At 50.4% G+C, this 20,932-nt stretch carries 27 protein-coding genes; 18 read left to right on the top strand and 9 right to left on the bottom strand.

Going from position 1 to position 20,932, the window contains the following annotated elements; all coding sequences use genetic code 11:
* Window position 1: 1 nt before the first annotated feature.
* From pyrC to ruvX, 3 genes are all read right to left on the bottom strand, one after another.
* A complete protein-coding gene (gene pyrC, locus ATL17_RS02385) occupies window positions 2-1,291 on the bottom strand; it encodes a dihydroorotase (protein ID WP_133572171.1) in 1,290 nt (429 codons plus the stop codon).
* Window positions 1,291-2,280: an aspartate carbamoyltransferase catalytic subunit gene (locus ATL17_RS02380; protein WP_133571173.1), complete on the bottom strand. Its 990-nt coding sequence runs from the start codon at window positions 2,278-2,280 to the stop codon at window positions 1,291-1,293. The genes pyrC and ATL17_RS02380 overlap by 1 nt, the downstream gene beginning before the upstream one ends.
* A 97-nt stretch (window positions 2,281-2,377) precedes the next feature.
* Complete coding sequence (gene ruvX / locus ATL17_RS02375) at window positions 2,378-2,830, bottom strand: Holliday junction resolvase RuvX (RefSeq protein WP_133571172.1); 453 nt, start codon at window positions 2,828-2,830, stop codon at window positions 2,378-2,380.
* 77 nt (window positions 2,831-2,907) lie between these two features.
* Between ruvX and ATL17_RS02370 the strand changes: the two genes are divergently transcribed.
* From ATL17_RS02370 to ATL17_RS02335, 8 genes are all read left to right on the top strand, one after another.
* The gene (locus tag ATL17_RS02370) at window positions 2,908-3,459 is read left to right on the top strand and encodes a hypothetical protein (RefSeq protein ID WP_133571171.1); all 552 of its coding nucleotides are present in this window, start codon (window positions 2,908-2,910) and stop codon (window positions 3,457-3,459) included.
* 63 nt (window positions 3,460-3,522) lie between these two features.
* Window positions 3,523-4,065 (top strand): PDC sensor domain-containing protein, encoded by a 543-nt coding sequence (locus tag ATL17_RS02365; RefSeq protein WP_133571170.1) that lies wholly within the window; start codon window positions 3,523-3,525, stop codon window positions 4,063-4,065.
* Between the two features lie 137 nt (window positions 4,066-4,202).
* On the top strand, window positions 4,203-4,766 hold the full coding sequence (locus ATL17_RS02360; RefSeq protein ID WP_133571169.1) for a PDC sensor domain-containing protein: 564 nt from the start codon (window positions 4,203-4,205) through the stop codon (window positions 4,764-4,766).
* A gap of 173 nt (window positions 4,767-4,939) precedes the next feature.
* Window positions 4,940-5,227, top strand: a complete 288-nt coding sequence (gene gatC / locus ATL17_RS02355; protein WP_133571168.1) for an Asp-tRNA(Asn)/Glu-tRNA(Gln) amidotransferase subunit GatC — start codon at window positions 4,940-4,942, stop codon at window positions 5,225-5,227.
* A 70-nt stretch (window positions 5,228-5,297) separates the two neighbouring features.
* A complete protein-coding gene (gene gatA / locus ATL17_RS02350) occupies window positions 5,298-6,782 on the top strand; it encodes an Asp-tRNA(Asn)/Glu-tRNA(Gln) amidotransferase subunit GatA (protein WP_133571167.1) in 1,485 nt (494 codons plus the stop codon).
* A 2-nt stretch (window positions 6,783-6,784) separates the two neighbouring features.
* Entirely contained in the window at window positions 6,785-7,558 is a 774-nt protein-coding gene (locus tag ATL17_RS02345; protein ID WP_166638868.1) for a pentapeptide repeat-containing protein, read from the top strand.
* An 84-nt stretch (window positions 7,559-7,642) separates the two neighbouring features.
* Window positions 7,643-8,215 carry a hypothetical protein gene (locus ATL17_RS02340; protein WP_133571165.1) on the top strand — a complete coding sequence of 191 codons (573 nt, stop codon included), beginning with the start codon at window positions 7,643-7,645 and terminating at the stop codon, window positions 8,213-8,215.
* A complete protein-coding gene (locus ATL17_RS02335) occupies window positions 8,212-8,478 on the top strand; it encodes a helix-turn-helix transcriptional regulator (protein WP_133571164.1) in 267 nt (88 codons plus the stop codon). Before ATL17_RS02340 ends, ATL17_RS02335 begins: the two co-directional genes overlap by 4 nt.
* 45 nt (window positions 8,479-8,523) lie before the next feature.
* Here the strand turns inward: ATL17_RS02335 and ATL17_RS02330 are convergent, their stop codons facing one another.
* Window positions 8,524-8,781, bottom strand: coding sequence for a YjhX family toxin (locus ATL17_RS02330; RefSeq protein WP_133571163.1), 258 nt, complete (start codon window positions 8,779-8,781; stop codon window positions 8,524-8,526).
* A 319-nt stretch (window positions 8,782-9,100) separates the two neighbouring features.
* On the opposite strand from ATL17_RS02330, the gene ATL17_RS02325 reads away from it, so the two are divergent.
* From ATL17_RS02325 to ATL17_RS02305, 5 genes are all read left to right on the top strand, one after another.
* Window positions 9,101-9,994, top strand: coding sequence for a formylglycine-generating enzyme family protein (locus tag ATL17_RS02325; RefSeq protein WP_133571162.1), 894 nt, complete (start codon window positions 9,101-9,103; stop codon window positions 9,992-9,994).
* A 128-nt stretch (window positions 9,995-10,122) separates the two neighbouring features.
* Window positions 10,123-10,428, top strand: coding sequence for a chorismate mutase (locus ATL17_RS02320; RefSeq protein WP_133571161.1), 306 nt, complete (start codon window positions 10,123-10,125; stop codon window positions 10,426-10,428).
* A 52-nt stretch (window positions 10,429-10,480) separates the two neighbouring features.
* The gene (gatB, locus tag ATL17_RS02315) at window positions 10,481-11,962 is read left to right on the top strand and encodes an Asp-tRNA(Asn)/Glu-tRNA(Gln) amidotransferase subunit GatB (protein ID WP_133571160.1); all 1,482 of its coding nucleotides are present in this window, start codon (window positions 10,481-10,483) and stop codon (window positions 11,960-11,962) included.
* A 3-nt stretch (window positions 11,963-11,965) separates the two neighbouring features.
* Window positions 11,966-12,463 (top strand): GNAT family N-acetyltransferase, encoded by a 498-nt coding sequence (locus ATL17_RS02310; protein WP_133571159.1) that lies wholly within the window; start codon window positions 11,966-11,968, stop codon window positions 12,461-12,463.
* Window positions 12,464-12,476: 13 nt separating this feature from the next.
* A complete protein-coding gene (locus ATL17_RS02305; protein WP_133571158.1) occupies window positions 12,477-12,869 on the top strand; it encodes a VOC family protein in 393 nt (130 codons plus the stop codon).
* Window positions 12,870-12,901: 32 nt separating this feature from the next.
* Here ATL17_RS02305 and ATL17_RS02300 read toward each other — a convergent pair whose 3' ends face one another.
* Window positions 12,902-13,627, bottom strand: a complete 726-nt coding sequence (locus ATL17_RS02300; protein ID WP_166638867.1) for a glutathione S-transferase family protein — start codon at window positions 13,625-13,627, stop codon at window positions 12,902-12,904.
* An 82-nt stretch (window positions 13,628-13,709) separates the two neighbouring features.
* On the opposite strand from ATL17_RS02300, the gene ATL17_RS02295 reads away from it, so the two are divergent.
* From ATL17_RS02295 to ATL17_RS02285, 3 genes are all read left to right on the top strand, one after another.
* Window positions 13,710-14,426 carry a helix-turn-helix transcriptional regulator gene (locus tag ATL17_RS02295; protein ID WP_166638866.1) on the top strand — a complete coding sequence of 239 codons (717 nt, stop codon included), beginning with the start codon at window positions 13,710-13,712 and terminating at the stop codon, window positions 14,424-14,426.
* Between the two features lie 97 nt (window positions 14,427-14,523).
* On the top strand, window positions 14,524-14,919 hold the full coding sequence (locus ATL17_RS02290; protein ID WP_133571155.1) for a GNAT family N-acetyltransferase: 396 nt from the start codon (window positions 14,524-14,526) through the stop codon (window positions 14,917-14,919).
* Window positions 14,920-14,954: 35 nt separating this feature from the next.
* A complete protein-coding gene (locus tag ATL17_RS02285) occupies window positions 14,955-15,449 on the top strand; it encodes a GNAT family N-acetyltransferase (protein WP_133571154.1) in 495 nt (164 codons plus the stop codon).
* Here the strand turns inward: ATL17_RS02285 and ATL17_RS02280 are convergent.
* The 4 genes from ATL17_RS02280 to purM form a co-directional block, all read right to left on the bottom strand.
* Window positions 15,446-16,342, bottom strand: a complete 897-nt coding sequence (locus ATL17_RS02280) for a DMT family transporter (RefSeq protein WP_133571153.1) — start codon at window positions 16,340-16,342, stop codon at window positions 15,446-15,448. The two genes, ATL17_RS02285 and ATL17_RS02280, sit on opposite strands and share 4 nt — an antisense overlap.
* A gap of 100 nt (window positions 16,343-16,442) precedes the next feature.
* Window positions 16,443-17,141 (bottom strand): SDR family oxidoreductase, encoded by a 699-nt coding sequence (locus ATL17_RS02275; protein WP_133571152.1) that lies wholly within the window; start codon window positions 17,139-17,141, stop codon window positions 16,443-16,445.
* Between the two features lie 11 nt (window positions 17,142-17,152).
* A complete protein-coding gene (purN, locus tag ATL17_RS02270; protein ID WP_133571151.1) occupies window positions 17,153-17,782 on the bottom strand; it encodes a phosphoribosylglycinamide formyltransferase in 630 nt (209 codons plus the stop codon).
* On the bottom strand, window positions 17,779-18,855 hold the full coding sequence (purM, locus tag ATL17_RS02265; RefSeq protein ID WP_133571150.1) for a phosphoribosylformylglycinamidine cyclo-ligase: 1,077 nt from the start codon (window positions 18,853-18,855) through the stop codon (window positions 17,779-17,781). The genes purN and purM overlap by 4 nt, the downstream gene beginning before the upstream one ends.
* Window positions 18,856-19,017: 162 nt before the next feature.
* Here purM and ATL17_RS02260 point away from each other — a divergent pair, with 162 nt between their 5' ends.
* Both ATL17_RS02260 and ATL17_RS02255 read left to right on the top strand, forming a co-directional pair.
* On the top strand, window positions 19,018-20,145 hold the full coding sequence (locus tag ATL17_RS02260) for an AI-2E family transporter (RefSeq protein ID WP_133571149.1): 1,128 nt from the start codon (window positions 19,018-19,020) through the stop codon (window positions 20,143-20,145).
* Window positions 20,146-20,156: 11 nt separating this feature from the next.
* On the top strand, window positions 20,157-20,837 hold the full coding sequence (locus ATL17_RS02255) for a P-loop NTPase family protein (protein ID WP_133571148.1): 681 nt from the start codon (window positions 20,157-20,159) through the stop codon (window positions 20,835-20,837).
* Window positions 20,838-20,932 lie beyond the last annotated feature (95 nt).

The raw sequence follows: 20,932 nt of genomic DNA, 5'->3' as shown, positions 1-20,932 counted from the left end.
ATCAGGATTGCTCAAATACGATTTGGCCATTGACCCAAGTGGTCATCACCTTACCGAACAGGCGCGCATGTTCAAAGGCTGTATTTTGTGCGCGGGATTTGAAGTCTTTTTCAGACACGACCCAAGGATAGTTGAGGTCAATCTCAATCAAATCCGCAGGGGCGCCTTTGCTCAGTCGTCCAGCGTCAATGCCCAGTAGCTGCGCTGGATTGTAGGTCATGGTTTTCAGCAAAGCAGTCAGGCTGATTTGCTCCTCATGTACCAACCGCAGGGATGCAGCGAGTAACGTTTCAAGGCCAATCGCACCGTCTGTCGCTTCCGCGAAGGGGCGGCGTTTGCCTTCCGTGTCCTGTGGATCGTGGGCGGAGTGCAAAATGTCGATTGTACCGTCTCGCAAGCCTTCAACCATTTTTTGCCGCTCATCTTCAGCCCGCAGCGGTGGGGTGAGCTTAAAATAGGTACGGTAGGAGCCGATATCATTTTCATTTAAGCACAGATGGTTGATCGAAATGCCTGCGCTGATGTGCTGGTTGCGCTGCTTGGCATAGGCGATCATCTCTGCCGCTTTGCCACATGAGATTTGCGCGGCGTGATAACGCACGCCCGTCATGTCCGCCAATTGCAGGTCACGCGCGAGCGGAATGGTTTCTGCCTCATGGGGAATGCCTTTAAGGCCAAGCCCCGTTGAAAGAATGCCCGCATTCATCACGCCATCGCCAATTAGCTCGCTGTCGGCCACATGATGGATGATCGGCATTTCGAAATTTTTGGCGTAGGTGAAGGCGTTTTTCAGCATGGATGTGCTTTGGATGGAGCTATTGCCATCGGTAAAGGCCTTTGCGCCTGCTGCCTTCAACAGCCCAAACTCCGTCAAATCTTTGCCTTCAAGACCTTTTGATATGGCCGCAGATGGCAAAATCTTCACCTTTGAGGTGGCATCTGCACGCCGAATGATGAAGTCAACCAACGCGCCATCATCAATCACAGGGCTTGTGTCTGGCATCAAAAGGAAAGAGGTCACACCACCTGCAGCGGCGGCATTTGAAGCGCTTTCCAGCGTTTCGCGATATTCATGGCCGGGCTCACCGGTAAATACGCGCGTATCGACCAAGCCAGGTGCGATAATATTGCCTTGCGCATCGCGTGTTTCCACACCTTCCGGCGCTTCTGGTGCGTTGCCCCAATGCACGTCTTTGATTTTGCCGTTTTTCAGCCAAATCGCGCCCAGTTCATCTTTGCCCGTTGCAGGGTCGACCAAGCGGGCATTGGTGATGATCAGTTCATTCTTCATCATACAGCCTCGCCATTGGTCAAAAGCGCCTCTAAAACGGCCATCCTCACGGCGACGCCCATTTCAACCTGTTCGGTAATCACTGAGCGGGGACCATCAGCAATTGTGGGGGCAATTTCAACGCCACGGTTCATCGGGCCGGGATGCATCACAATTGCATCCTCTTTGGCAAAAGCCAATTTGCGCTCATCCAGGCCATAGAAGTGATAGAACTCACGAACTGACGGGATCATCTTGCCCGAAGCACGTTCATGCTGCAGCCGCAGCATCATCACCACGTCAGCATCCTTTAAGCCTTCCTCCATATCGGTGAAGACTTCTGCCGCCATATGCTCCACGCCACGGGGCAACATGTTCTTGGGGCCAACCACACGGGTGCGGGCGTTCATTGCGCCCAGAAGCAGCAGGTTAGAGCGTGCGACACGGGAGTTAGCAACATCACCGCAGATTGCAACGGTCAGGCCGTTCAGGCGTCCTTTATTGCGGCGAATGGTCAGCGCATCCAATAGGGCTTGGGTCGGGTGCTCATGGGTGCCATCACCGGCATTGACCACGGAGCAGGCCACTTTTTGCGACAAGAGTTCCACCGCACCGGAGGCTGCGTGGCGCACCACGATCACATCTGGCTGCATCGCGTTTAGCGTCGCGGCCGTATCAATAAGGGTTTCGCCCTTTTTCACTGAAGAGGTTTGCACCGCCATGTTGAGCACATCTGCGCCCAACCGCTTGCCAGCGATCTCGAAGCTAGACTGGGTGCGGGTGGAATTTTCGAAAAACAAATTGATTTGGGTGCGGCCCTTCAGGCTGTGTTTCGCCTTTTTGGGTTGTCGAGAAATATCCACCATGGCTTCTGCCCGGTCGAGCAGTTCAGTGATTTCCACTGGATTGAGGTGGGATATGCCCAAGAGATGTTTTTGAGAAAAATGGTGTTGAGTGGGCGCGTTGGTGCCCGACGCGTTGTTCTTTGCGGTGCGCGAGTTGGGAGTCATTTGCCTGCCATTCCAAATCGGTTTACCGGGCATAACCCAATGCGCGGCAACACACAAGTGAGATGGCAATTGGAAATTGTATAATCCAACGCAGAGTTTATCCGTTGCGTTTGCTGTCCAGATAGCCCTGAAGGATATAGCTGGCGGCCAATTTATCCACAACTTCAGCCTGTTTAGCTCGTGAGATGTCTGCTTCTAGCATGGTGCGGGTTACCGCGCTGGTGGACAGGCGTTCGTCCCAATAGGCGATTTGCAGATCAGTCTTTTGTGAAAGATTGCGCTGGAAGGCACGGGTAGATTGTGCCCGCGGCCCTTCGCTGCCATCCATATTGAGCGGAAGGCCAAGCACGATGCCCACCACTTCATTATCTGCGATAATCGCGAGAAGCTGTTCAGCGTCCTGCGTGAATTTCTTTCGCTTAATGGTAGAATGGGGCGTCGCCGTATATTGCACACCGTCGGAAATGGCGACGCCAATTGTTTTGGTGCCAAGGTCAAGCCCCATAAGGCGGCCACGCTTTGGCAGGTCGGGTTGCAGGTCGTCGCTCATTATTTCACTCTTAAGTTGGATTGCACCAGCCGCAAATCTGTATTAGCATTTTCATATACTAAAAGGGTTTTTATAGTATGCGTTTAACTTGGCTTGGTGAAAAGGTTCTGCGTCTCGAAACGGGCTTAGAGCATTTTTTGATCGCAAAAAACACCGAAAATTTCAAACAGGTTGATATTGGCAAAGCCGATACGGCGAAGTGCTTGGCTTTGGAGTTGGATGTGCAAGCGCCGTTTGAGCGATTCACAGGGCAATTGCCTGCGCCAAAACCAAAGCGAAAACTGGACCAGGATGAATTTGCCACAGATACGTTTGTGCAGGGAGAGAACTTCCTGCTGATTGACCGGGCTGGGGCCGAACGGATCATTGTGGTCATTGATGGGTTTGAGGTGGGCGTTCTGCCTGCTGAATGGGTTGTAGATGCAATCATCATCATTGCTGCGGACACGCGGGATGAAATCATCAAGAGTTTTAAGGAAGTAAAATCTAAAAAGTCACTGACGGTTCAGCCGCGACATTATCTGTTGGCCATTCCCACGCCGGATGAAGAACTGTTTGAACGGTTTGTTTGCGCTGTTGGGGAAAGTCCAGCACAAATTTTAGAACCGGGCTATGCGGTAGAGATCTAAAAATTATAGACTGGATGTATGATCAGGGCGAATCTTGCAAAGCTTAGGGCATTTTTCGCGGCGATGTTGTTTTTGCTCGGCGCCGTGCAGATCAGCCTTGCCGAAGGAGAGGCTTATGAGCAGCTTCTCAATGAAATTGTTGCCGGACCGATTGCTGTTGTGGTTAGCCAGAAACCGCTATTGTCCGCCATCGTAAGCCAGAACGAGCGGAACGCTGATTTGTCGCAACAAGAGATAGACGCGTTGGATGCGCAGTGGCGTGTTGAGCTGAAAGCGAAAGAACAACCACTCATTCGTGAAATGCTGAACCGTGAGCTTTCCACTTACCTCAAGCAAATTCAGGAAAATAGCGGTGGTGTCATCACTGAGATCATCGTCATGGATGCCTATGGGCTTAATGTGGCGCAGAGTGCCCTAAGCTCTGACTATTGGCAGGGGGATGAAGACAAGTGGCAGGTGCCATTTGAACGAGAGCGTATTCACATCAGCGCTCTCGAGTTTGATGAGTCGACCAATATGATACAAACACAAATCAGTGTGCCGGTTCGGAATGATCAAAACAATATCGTCGGCGTTGCCACCTTTGGCGTGCATTTCAAGCCCTGATCTTACCCGTAAAAACTCGAACACATTTTGTAACTAACTGATAACCAGTAAGTATGAAAATTGCCGGATTTTATGGGCTTTTTGAGTTTTATTAATGGGCAAAGTTCAGGCTGTTTGCATCATTTAACAGGAGGAAAATGATGCGTGGTTTAATTTTATCATTCAGCCTAATTGCACTTACTTCTGTGCCGGGGGCACTGGCGAATGATTATGAGAATTTATTGAATGAAGTTGTGGCCGGTCCTGTTGCTGAGGTTGTGAACAGTGAAGCTGTTTGGGCTTCTGTTTTGCAGCAAAATGAAGTGACCGGTGATTATAGCCAAGATCAGATCGATGCGCTGGATGCGCAGTGGCGGGCAGAGGTCGATGCAGATGCAAAGCCCTTGATCGATGATCTGATGTCACGCCCACTGTCGAACTATCTGAAGTCTGTGCAAGATAACAGCCAAGGCGTTCTGACTGAGATTTTTGTTGTTGATGCCAAGGGTCTGAATGTGGGCCAAAGTGCTGTGACCTCTGACTATTGGCAGGGGGATGAAGAGAAATGGCAAATACCATTTAACAGCGGCGGCGTGGATATTGGCGAAATCGAGCTGGACGACTCAACAGGTGCCGTTCAGAGCCAAGTCAGCGTGCCTGTGCGTGACGACAAAGGAAACATTATCGGCACGGCCACCTTTGCCGTGCGTGTAGAGCAATAAAATATGGGTTTTCCTCACCGCGAAAACGGTTGGGCCGTAGCGCAAATTGCGTTGCGGCCCTTTCTTTATGGCGCATAGGTGCGCAACATGTGATTTTTCAGCGTTCTTCGGTTGCGGGAATGTCATCTCGTTGCTAAAAGCGGACGATCTAATTTCTATCTCAGGAGAATGCCATGTCGGTTGATGCCGATACTGTAAGACGCATCGGTCGTCTTGCCCGCATTAAGATTGAAGAAAATGACGTTGAGAAGCTGCAAGAAGAGCTCAATGTGATTTTGGGCTTTGTCGATCAATTGTCTGAAGTTGATGTTGAAGGCGTTGAGCCTATGACGTCTGTTGCACCAATGGCGTTGCGTCGCCGCGAAGATAAGGTGACAGATGGCGGGTATCCGGAAAAAATTGTGGCAAATGCACCATTGAGTGAAGACGATTTCTTCATGGTGCCGAAGGTTGTTGAATAGGCCTTTTGGGCAACATCCTCCCGTGCAGATGCCAAATGCGCACCAAGTGCGCTGATAATGGAATAGTTTCATGACGACTGAACTGACAAAATTGAGCCTTGCTGAAACTGCGAAGGGCTTGAAAAACAAAGACTTCACTTCAAAAGAAGTCACCGCATCTTATCTATATGCGATTGAAAAAGCTGAGGCTTTAAACGCCTATGTGGCGGTCACCAGCGAACAAGCGCTGGATATGGCAGAGCAAAGCGATGCGCGTTTGGCCAAAGGCGAGGGCGGTGCGCTTGAAGGTGTGCCGTTGGGCATTAAAGATTTGTTCTGCACCAAAGGCGTACACAGCCAAGCGGCCAGCCATATTTTGGATGGGTTCAAGCCTGAATATGAAAGCACCGTGACGCAAAATCTTTGGAATGATGGGGCGGTGATGTTGGGCAAACTCAATATGGATGAGTTTGCCATGGGGTCGTCGAACGAAACCTCATATTACGGTCCGGTAATCAATCCTTGGCGCGCCGAAGGCGACAATAAGGATTTGGTGCCAGGTGGTTCGTCAGGTGGTTCTGCAGCTGCGGTTGCAGGTTGGCTATGCGCCGGCGCAACGGCTACTGATACTGGTGGTTCTATCCGTCAGCCAGCAGCTTTCACTGGTACTGTGGGCATCAAGCCAACTTATGGCCGTTGCTCACGTTGGGGCGTTGTGGCATTTGCATCGTCGCTTGACCAGGCAGGTCCAATTGCCCGCACTGTTGAAGATTGCGCGCATTTGATGACCTCAATGGCGGGCTTTGACCCGAAAGACAGCACATCTGTTGATTTGGCAGTGCCAGACTTTGCAGCGGCTGTTGAGCGCGGTGTGAAGGGGCTCACGATTGGTGTGCCTAAAGAATATCGCGTTGATGGCATGCCAGAAGAGATCGAAAAGCTTTGGCATCAGGGTCTTGAGTGGTTGAAAGCCGAAGGCGCGACCATCAAAGACATCTCCTTGCCGCATACAAATTATGCGCTGCCAGCCTATTATATCGTCGCTCCTGCGGAAGCTTCTTCCAACTTGGCGCGCTTTGATGGCGTGAAATATGGCCTACGTGTTGCTGGCAAAGACATCACCGACATGTATGAGCAAACTCGGGCAGAAGGCTTTGGTCGCGAAGTGCAACGTCGTGTGATGATCGGCACTTATGCGCTTTCCGCTGGCTATTATGATGCCTATTATTTGCGGGCGCAAAAGGTACGCACCTTGATCAAGAAAGACTTTGAAGATGTCTTTAATGAGGGTGTTGATGCGATTTTGACACCTGCCACACCTTCTGCGGCCTTCGGCGTTGCTGATCAGGAAATGGCCAAAGATCCGATCAAAATGTACCTCAACGACATTTTTACAGTGACCGTGAACATGGCTGGATTGCCGGGTATTGCTGTGCCTGCGGGTAAAGACGGCCAGGGCCTGCCCTTGGGCTTGCAGTTGATCGGCAAACCCTTCGACGAAGAGACCTTGTTTGCGGCAGGTCGGGTGATCGAAAAGTCTCACGGTGAGGACTTTACACCAGCTCAGTGGTGGTAAGTTTGGCACACGAACAAATATCCAAGTCCGATCTGTTGGATCGAATTGATGCAGGCACGCCCATTCAGGCGTGCCTTCTTTTTCAGCTCAATCTTGTGGATGAAGATTTTACTGGCGCCAAGTTTGAAGATTGCATCTTCGATGAAACGGACGTCAGCGAAGCTGAGTTTGTTGATGCCAGCTTTATCAATTGTGATCTCTCAACGGCGCAGCTTAAGTCTGCCAAGTTCGACAATGTGACCTTTGAGAACTGCCGCTTCTTCAACAGCACGTCGCACAAGGGCATTAGTTTTGAGCGGGTGGAAATGCGAGATGTTCAATTTGAACAGTGCAATTTGTCCAATGCCAGTTTTATGGGCACTAAGCTTTTTGAAGTGCGGTTTGCCGATTGCAAAATGATGGGCATTGATTTGCGTCGCGCCATTTTGGGCCGCGAGGTGGGCAACAACAAGATGTTGCGCGATGTGCGGTTTGAAGATTGTCAGTTGGATTACGCCAAGCTCAATGAGCTAAATTTCGATGATTGCAAAATCGTGAGATCTCGTTTGATGGGGGCAGACCTGTCAAACAGCAGTTTTTATAGTGCCGATCTAAGCGAGAGCGATTTGGCCAATGTGTTGCATGATCGGACCAATTTTGAAAATGCCAACCTCCAGGGTGCAAACCTCGATTCTATCGATATTACGGCGCTTTCGGGCATTCGGAACATGAAGGTCTCCGAAAGTCAGTTGGCCGCGATCATTTCTAAGTTCGGTATTCACGTTGTACCGGGATAAAATTTTAGCTTTGTAGCTTGTAATTTGCAAAATGTAGCATATATGCTATGTATTGCTGAAATTACACGCTACTGGAGCTGCGCAATGTATAATTATCCGAAATATGAAAAACGGTCTCGCGACTTTAAATTTCTTTCCGCGGTAGGCTATGTCGGCTTTATTGAGCGCTTGGCAGATTCTCATCTGGCTGAAGGGCTTCAAAATCCGTGGGCGCGGCGGATCACGTCCATCGCATTTATTCTCGGTGCGGTCAGCATAGGTGTTGCAACAGGCTTCATTGCCTTTGCGTCTGACAAAGGTTGGCCGATGTTGCCTTATATGCTGATGTTGCCTGTGGCCGCCTTATGCGCTTGGCTGTCAGAAGTCGCAATGGTTATTCAGGTTAATCGCGCGGTGTTTAAGCACTTTGATGAGCGGATGGAGCAAGTCTACCAAGAGGCAAAGGCACGTTCGCATGGTCTGTCCGTGATCATTATGGCTTTTGCGCTGGCATTCGCGCCTGCAATCTTTATTTCTATCGGCGATGTTGATTTAGCGTTTGCCATCTATGTGGCGGTGGCTTTGCCCGTTTGGGTGGTGGTCGCAACGGCGCAGCATATTGTCTTGAGCTGGACGCTGGGTGCATCTACCGATTTGTCAGTTGAGGATGATCTATGAGCAGCAAGCAGGTCAATTTTTACAACCGCGTGAAGATGCTGCGGGTGGAGCGGGGGCTTTCGCGACAACAATTGGCCGAGCTGATCAATGTTCATCCGCAAACCATTGGTTATATTGAACGTCAGCAGTTTAACCCGACCATTGAATTGGCACTCAATTTGTCAAAAGCGCTGGGCGTTGGGCTGGATGCCATGTTTAGCGCTGAGCCGTTTGAGTTGGTTGATGAGGCGGCTCTTCGGCCGTCGCCCAAAACCAACGGCTAAAAGCTTTATCAATGAATAGGGCGGCACAGGGCCGCCCTTTTTTGTTTATCGATTATCATATTGGCTGCGCACCAGTTCCAGTCCGCGCCGGGTTATGCGATAGGGTTTGCCGCTTGAGGAGGCGATGCATTTTCGCCGCTTCATTTTTTGAAATAGCGGAATGTTGATGGCCTCATATTTCCACCCTTCACGGGTAAAGCATTCAACCTTGGTCACTTTTTTATGTTCGTTCTTTTTAACCCGCAGCACGCCGCCTTGCGCCAAATGGTGCAGAATACGTTGTTCTTCTTTTGAAATATCCATTGATGTTCTGTCGGTCTTGGCCCCGCAATGCAGGACACAACTCACCCGTAAAGCCATCAGCCAATGCGCATGATGTCTTTTTGTTCGTTTTAGACCTGCGCTGTTGGCAGGTCCTTAGCGGGTTTCCGACAGTTGTTGCATCAAAACTCCGTAGGTTCGGAATGAAGCTAGATAAAACAATGATTTGGTTGAATTGGTCCAGTTGAAATTCTGCCTTCAGATCAATTGACTGCCTTGTGCGGCAATTCGGCCACATCCAATTGTGCTTTCCAACGCGCATTTAGCAGCCTAAAATTGAAGAAAAAGTGGGGAGAGGGACATGAATGAGTGCTTCAAATTAAGTGGGATAATTTTCCTATATGCTCTGGCGATGGCACCAGGCGCATGGGCAATAGAAGCTGGTTCCGAGCGGCGTGACGAAGCCGGGGTGACGCAACTATTTGTGCCGGCAGGATGCTTTCAAATGGGCACAGATGTTGATGTGTTGAAAGCACAAGCTGAAACCTTAGAAGCGCCTGATTGGGCTGCGGATGCCGCGCAAAAGTTTGAAGTGCCAGCGCATCATGTTTGCTTGACCAATGATTATTGGATTGATCGAACAGAAGTCAGCAATGCAGATTTTGCGGCATTTGTGGCAGCTGGCGGCTATGAGCAGCCAGACTATTGGAGTGAAGCGGGCAAGCAATGGCTTTCGGGACAATATATCGGCATTTTGCCATTGCCGTGCGACTCATCTGACGCGCCGGATCATCCGCGCGCTTGCATCACTTTTTATGAGGCAGAGGCCTATGCCACTTGGCGGGGTGGTCGATTGCCAACCGAGGCTGAGTGGGAATATGCCGCCCGCGGACCGCAAAGCCGCGTTTTCCCATGGGGCAATGAGTGGATTGAAGAAAATGCGCACATTGTTGGCCAAACCGGAACTGCGCCTGTTGGGCAATATGTTGAAGGTGCAAGCTGGATTGGCGCGTTGAACATGTCGGGCAATGTGATGGAATGGGTGCAGGATTGGTTGGGTGAAGGCTATTATGCCAGCAGCCCAACAAACGACCCAACAGGCCCGGAAACCGGCAGCAAGAAAGCCGAAAAAGGCGGTTGGTGGGGATCAAATCCCTTTGTGGCGCGATCTGCCTATAAGCATTATGAGGATGGGCCTTCTTATAATGATGCGCATATTGGTTTTCGCGTGGTGACCCCAGCGGAAAACCCATAAAATTGGGCTGAAAAAGCCAGTCACAGCAATAGACAATTGGGGTTATTTGCTTTAATCCAAATCGTTGGCGTGCCTTAATCTGGCGCGCCTCATCTTTAAAGCGAAAATGGATCAGATTGAGCGAATTGATGAAGACGCCTAAAGAATGTCAGACCAAGGAAGATGTGCGCGCCGAGATTGATCGGCTGGACCAGCAATTGATTGCGCTTTTTGCCGAACGTCATGGATATGTGACGCGCATGGCTGCGATCAAAACGGACCCGCACGAAGCTTTTGATCCTAAGCGAATTGAAGCGGTGATTGAAAAAGTGCGTAACCGCGCTTTGGAGAAGAATTTGGATGAGGACCAGGCTGAATTGATTTGGCGGACCCTCATTGATTGGAATGTGAACTTTGAAAAGGGCGTCATTGCCGCCCGCCGCAGCCAAGAATAAAGCAAGCGACAGCGCGAAGACCCGATCGCGACATCAAGCCAAGAGAAGAAAAATGACAATTGTTGATACACGCACGCCCGATCCGAAGAAATTTATCAGCGGTGCTACAGGTGATTGGGAAATGGTTTTGGGCTTGGAAGTACACGCACAAGTGACTTCTGAATCAAAGCTATTTTCAGGCTCTTCAACTGAATTTGGCCAGCCTCCCAACCAAAATGTGAGCTTTGTTGATGCAGGGATGCCGGGCATGTTGCCAGTGATCAACGAAGAATGTGTGCGGCAGGCTGTGCGCACAGGTCTTGGCCTTAAAGCGCAAATCAACAAACGCTCTATTTTTGACCGTAAAAACTATTTCTATCCTGATCAGCCTCCTGGCTATCAGATTTCGCAATATCTCGACCCAATTGTGGGCGAGGGCAAAGTTCTGCTCGATATGGGCGAAGATGGTGAAGTTGAAATCGGTATTGAGCGACTGCATTTGGAAACTGATGCGGGCAAGTTGATGCACGACCAGCACCCAAGCATGAGCTTTGTTGACCTCAATCGTGCTGGTGTGGCGCTGATGGAGATTGTGTCTAAACCTGATTTACGCTCATCTGACGAAGCCAAGGCTTACATCAATAAGCTGCGCACCATTATGCGTTATTTGGGCACATGTGACGGCAATATGGAGCAGGGCTCCTTGCGGGCAGACATCAACGTTTCTGTGCGTCGTCCCGGCGGAGAGTTTGGCACACGTTGCGAGATCAAAAATGTGAACTCTGTTCGCTTTGCTGGTCAGGCAATTGAATATGAAGCCCGCCGTCAAATTGATATTTTGGAAGATGGCGGCGTTGTTGACCAAGAAACACGCTTGTTCGATCCGAAAACCGGGGAAACTCGCTCCATGCGCTCTAAGGAAGATGCGCAGGATTATCGCTATTTCCCAGAACCAGATTTGTTGCCACTTGAATTTGACGATGCCTTTGTTGAAGAAATCAAAGCAACTTTGCCTGAATTGCCAGACGAGAAACGCCATCGTTTTGTAGAAGAGCTTGGCCTAACGCCATATGACGCAAGCGTTTTGGTGGCTGATCGCACATCGGCAGATTTCTACGAGAAAGTGGCTGACGGGCGTGATGGCAAATTGGCAGCGAACTGGGTGATCAACGAGTTGTTTGGCCGTTTGAACAAAGAAGGTCTCGACATTTCCACCAGCCCTGTGAGTGCCGATCAGTTGGGCGGCATTGTTGATTTGATCGCTAAGGGCGATATTTCCGGCAAGATCGCAAAAGATCTGTTTGAGATCGTGTGGACCGAAGGTGGTGATCCAGCCACATTGGTTGAAGAGCGCGGCATGAAGCAGGTGACCGACACTGGTGCGATTGAGAAGATCGTCGATGAGATCATCGCCGCAAACCCAGATCAGGTTGCCAAGGCGCAGCAAAATCCAAAATTGATGGGCTGGTTTGTTGGTCAGGTGATGAAAGCTTCACAAGGCAAAGCCAACCCGCAAGCGGTGAACGAGATTTTGAAGTCGAAATTAGGGCTTTAATCAGTGGTCGCGGATCTAATTCCATTTTCGATCCGCGACGCCCGACTTGCAGACGCACAAGCTTTGAGCAACATGATGCGTCGGTCTTGGCGTGAAAGCTATAAAGGTTTGATGCCGCAAGACAAACTCAATGAGATTTGCGCGATGTGGTTGGCACCGCGCAATTTTAAAGAGCGCATCGCCGATAAGAACGCGGCCAATATTCTCGCATTGATAGAAAATGAAATTGTGGGGCATTGCTATGCATTGCCGCGCGAAAATCGGTCAGTTTTGATCGGTTACCTCTATGTGCTCGAAGATGCTCAGCGTCACGGTATCGGCACGACTTTGCTTGACGCGGCCATTGAGGCTTTTCCCGACACGGTGCATGTCGAGCTCAACGTTCTTCAAAAAAATGTCACTGCCATTCAGTTTTATAAAGCTATAGGCTTTTTTGAAGCTGGGCCGGATCCAATGCCAAACGATGAGCCGCCCAGCATTAAAATGACCAAAGTTTTATAATTGAGGTGTTTTTATGAATGCTGTGAACCGTGTTTTTTACACAATGCTGGCGCAAAACGTTGAGGCGACTGCCAAATTCTATACTGATATTCTGAGCTTGAAGCGCCATTTCGACAGCGATTGGTTTATCATTCTTACCCCGCAAGACGGTCCAGTGATTGAGTTGGCCATATTGGACGCAAACAATCCAATCGTGCCGGAGGGGATGTCAGCGCGAGGGACTGGCGGCATTTTGAATTTCGTTGTTGAGGATGTGCATATTGCACATGACGCCGCGCAAAAAATTGGCGCGAAAGTGATTTCACCACCAACTGCCATGCCTTACGGGCAGGAGCGCATGTTGATTGAAGACCCAAACGGCCAGATGATCGATGTGTCTTCGCCTACCGTGCCGATGCAGGGCTAGTTGGTCTGGGGCGGTCTGCCCGCCCCAGCACTTTAGGCGGCTTGCTTCTGAATGTTCGGGAAATATTGGTGTGAAATACGGTCCATATAGCTGACAAGATTTGGCTTGTTGCCAATATGGTTTGCGATTGGCGTTTGGATCGGTCCATGCACAAAATTCACCAACGCACCGAAAACACTTGCATCAATAGATGTTGGCGTTGTCCCAAAGAAGTAATCGCTTTCCGCCAAAATTGTGCTTAGATCGTCAATGATCTGCATGCCGATTTCGAGCACCTCTGCTTCTGAATGGCGGCCCATGCCTTGGCCATAAAGTGTTTGCCGCATCATTGTTTCCGCACCATTTGCCATTTCATCGCGCATCGCTTTGTCTGGAATTTCACCGAAGAAAATATCCTTCATCACTTGCGCGTTTGCGGGGCTTTGCCAGCGGCCATAAACAAGCACCCAATATAGTTTCTCTTCCACTGTGGCCATGATCATATTGCCGATGGCGCGTTCAGTGGCACTCAGATGCTGAAGAGAATCAAAGCCTTGTGTTTCCCGCAAATGCCGCTCGATAAAGAAGGTGTCGCCGATGCGGCTGCCATTATCTTCGATAAAGGGGACTTTTTGCTTCGGTCCTTGGCGTGGGTCGCCTTCAACGTGCCGTTCAAACGGCAGTCCGGAGATTTGCAGCAACATATCGAGCTTCGCGCAGAAAGGGCTTAAGAATGCGGTGCCGGGAGCAACCGGAGGTTGGAAAAATTTAATGGTCATTTGACATTCCTTCATTTGGCTTGAATGAAGGGCAAAATACTGACACGCTACTGACAGCGTTATGTCAGCATGGAGAGATAAAATGCGTCGCGCTGACCGTTTGCTGCAAATTGTTCAAATATTGCGTCGTGCCAAAGGCCAACCAATTTCTGCGCGGCAGATTGCGGAAGAATTAGAGGTCACAGCACGCACTATCTACCGAGATATGGTTTCACTTGAATCGGTTGGTGTGCCGATAAAGGGGGAGGCAGGCGTTGGCTATGTGCTCGAAGATGGCCTCGATCTGCCGCCACTTATTTTTAACTCGTTAGAGTTGGAAACGCTGATCTTAGGTGCGCGATGGGTGGAATCTCATGGCGATAAAGATCAGCAGATGGCCGCACGCGATATTGTTGCGAAGGTGGCCGCTGTATTGCCAGACCATTTGCGCGACGAATTTTATGACGTTTCGCTTTATGCGCCCGTGGGCACCACAAACAAATATGAAGGCGCTGTGAGTTCTGGTGAGTTGAGACAGGCTTTGCGTAGCGGCAAGATCGTTGATCTAGACTATGTGAAAGAGGATGGCACGCGCACGTCCCGAAGGGTTTGGCCGATTTCACTCGGTTATTTCGATTTTAAGCGGCTGCTTTTATGTTGGTGTGAAATGCGGCAGGATTTTCGTGCTTTTCGCTCTGACCGAATCCAATCCATCACGTTGTTGGATCAGAATATCCCTAAAAGCCGTGCCCAGTTGAAAAAGGAATGGTGGGAGGTCGAAAGCGTCCGCCAACCTAATCTGGTGCGTCACACGATTTGAGGTGAAGATGATTATTGTTCGATCAACAAATTACGACGATGTGCCAGCGCTCAAGTCAATGTTGTATGATGCATGGCATGAGACCTATGCGTGATTTTTGGGCGCCCAACGTGTCGATCAGCTCACCAAAATGTGGCACACGCCGGAGAAGCTAGAGAGTGAAGTAAACTCTGCTGCAGACGCGTCGTTTGTGGTGGTTGATGGTGATCGGATCGTTGGACATGCTTTGGCTACTGATGAAGGTGAAGGGCATGTGCATCTCAAACGGCTATATTTGCGCGCTGCCTATTATGGCAAAGGGCTGGGAGATCAGTTGCTTACGGCTGCTTTGTCTTCATTTCCCCACGGTCTTCAAGCCAGTTTGGAGGTATATGAAGTGAATGCGCGCGCCGTGGCCTTTTACCAAAAGCATGATTTCTCTATATCGGAGCGGTTACGCGATGAGTTTGCCGATGACGAGCTGTATGAGTTTCGCATGGTGCGTACCTTGTAGCTTGGCAAAATGCTTGTTTGATCTAAACTGAGCATATGGGACAAGAAATTACCATTCGGCCATGCAGAGTTGAAGATTCTGACGCACTTCGCGTGTGTTTGCGCGAGGTTTGGCACGCGACTTATGACAGTTTTGTTGGCGTTGCGCGTGTTGAGGAGTTTGTTGAACTTTGGCTCACCGATGCGCAATTGCAAAAGGAAGCGGAAAGCCCTGAAATCGTTTCCTTATTGGCGTGGAGCGGTGACGCCATTGTCGGCCAAGCGCTGCTGCGAGAGATCGCGCCGGGCACTGTTCGTTTAGCTAGACTTTACGTCCAGCCTGCATTTCACGGCATAGGTGTAGGAAAATCTCTTTTTGGCGAAGGGCTTGAGGCATTTCCTAATGCTGAGCTGGTTCACTTGGAAGTTTATGAGCCGAATAGACGGGCGATCGGTTTCTATCAATCACTGGGATTTGTTGAAACTGCCAGACAGCAATCGGAATATGCGCCCGACGGCGTGTTTGAGATCTTGATGGAGATGAAGCTTTAGAGCGTCGGTTTTGGTCGCTTAAGCAGCAGAAAAAGCCGTCCATCAATCATCAAAATGCCGATAAAGATCGCAAGCATGCCGAACAAATGTACGGGTAGAATCGGCTCGCCCAGCACCAAAAATCCTAAGATCAGTGCGGAAACTGGCGCCACAAAGGTGGCGGTGGAAAAGTTGGTCGCGCCCACACGTTCCACCAGCTTGTAAACAATCAAAAACGGTATCGCCGTTGCGATGATCGAGATATAGCCGATCGACCACCATGTTTGTGCTTTGGTGATGTGCGGGATGCCTTCAATGGTCAACATGAAGGGCAGTAGCGCCAATGATGCGCCGGTGAGGGCAATGCAGGTGGTGAGCGTCGAATCGATATGGTGATAAGAGCGCACAATATTCATTGAAATACCGTAGCAAAGCGTGGCCAGAATGATTAGTCCAATTGCCCATAGTTCGCTGTGGCCACCTTGTTGAAGCGCGGGGATGGCAAGAATGGTGACGCCTGAAAAGCCTGCCAAAACGCCAAGCGACTTGCTAAATGTTGCCTTTTCGCCGCCGGGCCAGAATTGAGAAACAATCACCACCATAATGGGGGTGAGCGCATTGGTGATGCCGGAAACGCCGACGGATACGCTTTTTTGGGCTAGTGGGAACAGAGCGAAAGGAATGGCGAAGTTTACAATGCCGAGGGTGATCAGGCCCAAAAGTGTTTTGCCATCTAGCTTGATCCGTTTGCCCAGTGCAAAAAACACGGCCCAACATAGCAAGGCGGCAAAGAACACGCGGCCAAATGAAATGGTGATCGGATTGATTTCTTGCACCATAATCGCGTTGAACAGAAATGAGCCGCCCCAAACAGTGCCAAGGGCAATAACGATCAGCCAATCCGTGAGGCGCATAATTTCTGCTTTCTTGAAATTTAACAGGCGCCCAATCTAGCCCAGCAAATTCGAACGGTCGAACCGTTTTTCACAATGATCAGATCAATTTGAGTGATCATTACCAAGGGTGAATTTCGCCATTCCATTTGAAGAATTTGCCATTGTCCGCTTTTGAAAGCTGGTCAATTGTGTTGAAAATGCCAGCAGCGCTTTCTTCTGGTGTGATCTCAGCTTCGCTGCCGCCCATGTCGGTTTGCACCCAGCCGGGGTGGAACAGGGCGACCATCATATCTTCCTGCTCTAATTCGTAAGCCAAGGTCTGCATCGCCTTGTTCACTGCAGCTTTTGAACTGCGATAGGCGAAGCTGCCTGTGGCTTTGCGGCCAAGGGCGCCCATTTGGCTGGATATGGTGATGATTTTTGCAAGCTTTGCACGCTTCAACGTGTCGAACAATGCTTCAGTCACCCGCATGGGGCCTAAGGTATTGACGTTGAAAGCTTCTGCCCAATTATCAAAATTGATTGCGCCGAACTTTTGGCCTTTATCATTATAAATGCCCGCATTGTTGATCAGTACGTCGATGGTTGCATCTTTCAACTCATTGCTTAGGCGCAGCACAGATGCACTGTCCGTGACTTCAAGAGGCAGAATTTTCAAGCGATTTGAGGAGCTTGCAACAAGCTGTTTCAGTTCAACAGCATTTTCAGGTTGGCGGCAGGTGGCGATCACCTGCCAATCCGCTTCTTGCAGATAGCGTTTGACCAGTTCCAATCCGATACCGCGATTTGCGCCAGTGATAAGGACGGTTTTGGTCATATGCTTTGCTCCTATTGCGGCCAGATCAGCGTTTGTTGCGCTGCAAGGTTTTGGTCAGTGTTGCGGCGTTTTTCTAAGAAATATTTTAGCGCCTTGGGGTAGATTTCATGTTCCACCGTCAGAATGCGCGCGGCCAAGCTGTCCGCATCATCATCCTCAAGCACCGGCACCACGCCTTGCATAACGGATGGGCCCGCGTCGAGTTCCGGGGTCACTTCGTGCACTGTCGCACCGGAAACTTTCACGCCAGCATCAAGCGCTTGTTGCTGTGGCTTCAAGCCTTTGAATAAAGGAAGAAGGGACGGGTGAATGTTTAGCATCTTGCCCAACCATTTTTCCGCAAATGCATTTGAATGGATGCGCATATAGCCTGCAAGGCAGATAAACTCCGTGCCCCATGCTTCAAGTTGTGCATCAAGTGCATCACAGAAAGCCTCGCGGCTATCAAAATCTTTATGGGAAATGACAGCAGTTTGGATTCCATGTTCTTTGGCGTAGTCAAGACCCGCCGCGTCTGCGCGGTTTGAGAATACGCCAATAATTTCAGCGGGATAGTCGCTATCTTTTGCAGCTTGAATCAAGCTTTTCATATTCGAGCCGCGACCAGAAATCAAAATGGCGACTTTGGTTTTCCCGCTCATAGGGCCAGCTCACCATGATATTCAACGGCATCGCTTTTGCGCTCAATCAGGTCACCCAAGATGATTGGGTCTTCGCCTTCCTGCTGTAGGGCTTCGATCAAGGCGTCAGCCTCATCTTTGCTGGCTACCAGCACCATGCCAACGCCACAGTTGAATGTGCGCATCATTTCGTTGGTTTTAACGCCGCCTGTGTTGGCGAGCCAGCCAAACACGGCTGGTGCTTCGATGGACGAGCGATCAATGTTCGCCGCCAACGTTTCTGGCAATACGCGCGGAATGTTTTCGGTGAACCCGCCGCCTGTAATGTGGGCGAGGGCTTTGATTTTATGGCCTGCTTTTAGCGCTGCCAAAACCTGGCGCACATAAATGCGTGTTGGCCGCAGCAGCGCTTCGCCAAGTGTCACGCCATCTTCAAATGGTGCAGGGCTGTCCCAATTAAGGCCGCTCAGTTCAACGATTTTGCGCACCAGCGAATAGCCGTTGGAGTGAACGCCGGAAGAGCGCAATCCGATCAACAAATCGCCTGCTGCAATATCGTTGGTGGGCAACATGTTGCCGCGCTCTGCAGCGCCCACGCAAAAGCCTGCCAGATCGTAGTCGCCTTTGGCGTACATGCCCGGCATTTCAGCGGTTTCGCCGCCGATAAGCGCGCAGTTCGCGTCGCGACAGCCTGCGGCGATGCCTTCAATCACAGCGGCGGCGACATCATTGTCCAATTGGCCGGTGGCGTAATAGTCGAGGAAGAAGAGCGGCTCCGCGCCTTGCACGATCAAATCATTGACGCACATGGCCACCAGATCGATGCCTACTGTGTTGTGGATGCCGCTATCGATGGCGATTTTGAGCTTGGTGCCCACGCCATCATTTGCTGCCACCAAAATGGGGTCTTTAAAGCCTGCGGCTTTCAAATCGAACAGGCCACCAAACCCGCCAATTTCTGTGTCAGAGCCGGGGCGGGCGGTTGATTTTACAACCGGCTTGATGCGATCAACAAGGGCGTTGCCCGCATCGATATCCACACCTGCATCTGCATAAGAGAGTGAATTTGTGTTTTTCTTGGTGTCATCTGGCATTGGGCTGGTCCATTCCCCATATGTGTGGCAACGTGACGTCGCACATAAGTGATGCGAATTTTGCGTTGGGGCATTGGGTGCAGCTTCTTGCAACGGGGCCGCAAACGCTTTAACAGCGCTGATAAAGAATTGCGGGCGTTCGCGCAAGTGTAGGAGTGGGGAATGACACTACAAAACCAAATAAAAACTTGGCTTGTCATCTTGGCGGTGACAATTTTGTTTTTGTGGGTGTTTCGCGGCATATTGCTGCCGTTCATTGCGGGCATGGTTTTGGCCTATATGCTCGACCCAGCGGCAGACTTTCTCGAACGGATGAAATTTTCGCGGCTATGGGCGACTTTTGTCATCATGCTGCTCTGCGTTTTGCTGTTTGTTGGTGCATTCCTGTTCCTTGTGCCGAGCATTTTGGGGCAGTTGGTCGGCTTGGCCGAGCGTTTGCCGGGTTATGTGCAAAGCTTGCAACAATTGGCATCAGAATATGCGCCATCCCTACGCGAGTGGATTGGTGATGAGCAGTTGGCTGAGATTGAAAACAATATCTCTAATTTCTTGGGCCAAGGCGTTGGCTTTGCCATTGGTGTGCTCAACCGCGTGATGCAAAGCGGTTTGGCGATTTTGAACGTTGTGGGCTTGCTGATCGTGACGCCTGTCGTGGCCTTCTATTTGCTGTTGGATTGGGACAATATGATCAAGCGCGGCGACGAATTGTTGCCACGCGCTTATCGCGATGAAATCCGCGATGTGTTTGTTGAGATCAACCAAGCAATGGCCGGTTTTGTGCGCGGGCAATCCAGCGTGGTGCTTATTCTTGCAGCGTTTTATGCCACTGGTTTGACGCTTGTTGGGTTGAACTTTGGTCTGGCTATTGGGTTGGCCGCTGGCTTGTTTTCTTTTGTACCTTATGTGGGCTTTTTGATTGGCTTTGTGCTGTCGATCGGCGTTGCCATTGTGCAGTTTTGGCCGGATTGGACCATGATTGCACTCGTGTTCGGCATTTTCATGTTTGGCCAGTTTATTGAGGGCAATATTCTATATCCAAAACTGGTGGGGCGCTCGATTGGTGTTCACGCGGTGTGGTTGATGTTCGCATTGTTTGCCTTTGCTTTGCTGTTCGGTGCAGTTGGTGTGTTGCTGGCAGTGCCGTTGGCGGCGGTGACAGGCGTTTTGGTGCGCTATGCCGTGCGCAAATATTTGGAAAGCTCGCTTTACCAAGCCAAAACAGAAGCTGAAATGCAGCAGGCTAAGCAGGATTTGACTGGCGAAGCCGAAACCGCTGAGAAGCAGGCGTAAGGGTTGCATGAATGAGTGCAGATAAGGCTTCCACCCAGCAATTGGTGCTTGATTTGCCGTTTGAAACGGCACTGGGTGAAGATGATTTTGTGGTGAGTGCTGGCAATTTGCAGGCCTATGAATATTTGATGGGCATGCGCGAATGGCCGGGTGCGACCACATTGCTGATCGGGCCAGAAAAGTCTGGTAAGACCCATTTAGCCAGCATTTGGGTGGGGCAAAGCGGCGCGCAGGTGCTCAAGCCAGATATGGATGAGGACTGGCCGCAAATGATGCATGGGCCTTTGCTGGTTGAGGATTGTCACAGCCTTTGGATGGGTGAGACGCCTTTATTTAACTTGCTCAATCAGGCTATGCGGTCGCAACTCCCCTTGTTGATGACAGCGGATCGCCCCCTAGATCAGTGGGATTTAGAAACGCAAGATGTGCGCTCGCGCTTGCGATTGGCGCTCAATCTTGAGATTTCCCCGTTGGACGATGCCCATTTGGCGCAGCTTTTTGTCAAATTGTTTGATGATCGGCAGATCCAGATTGATCCGGGCCTTATTCCATATCTTCTGTCGCGAATGGAGCGGTCGCCGGCGCATGTGGTGGCATTGGTTGAATTGATGGACCAAATGTCGCTAGAGCGGCATAAGCCAATTTCGAAGCGATTGGCGGCTGAAGCATTGGCGCAGCTTTACAATCAATAAATCTGTTACACAATTGCCATATAATCACTTTAAGCCCTTGTGAGTGCTTGCTGCGCATGTGCGTTTGAGCAAGCCACATGTTGCGTGGCACAGTT

This window comes from Maritalea mobilis (assembly GCF_004363175.1).
GTDB lineage: Bacteria > Pseudomonadota > Alphaproteobacteria > Rhizobiales > Devosiaceae > Maritalea > Maritalea mobilis.
Note: the sequence above shows the minus strand (reverse complement) of the source record. Positions and strands in the feature narration are given on the sequence as shown.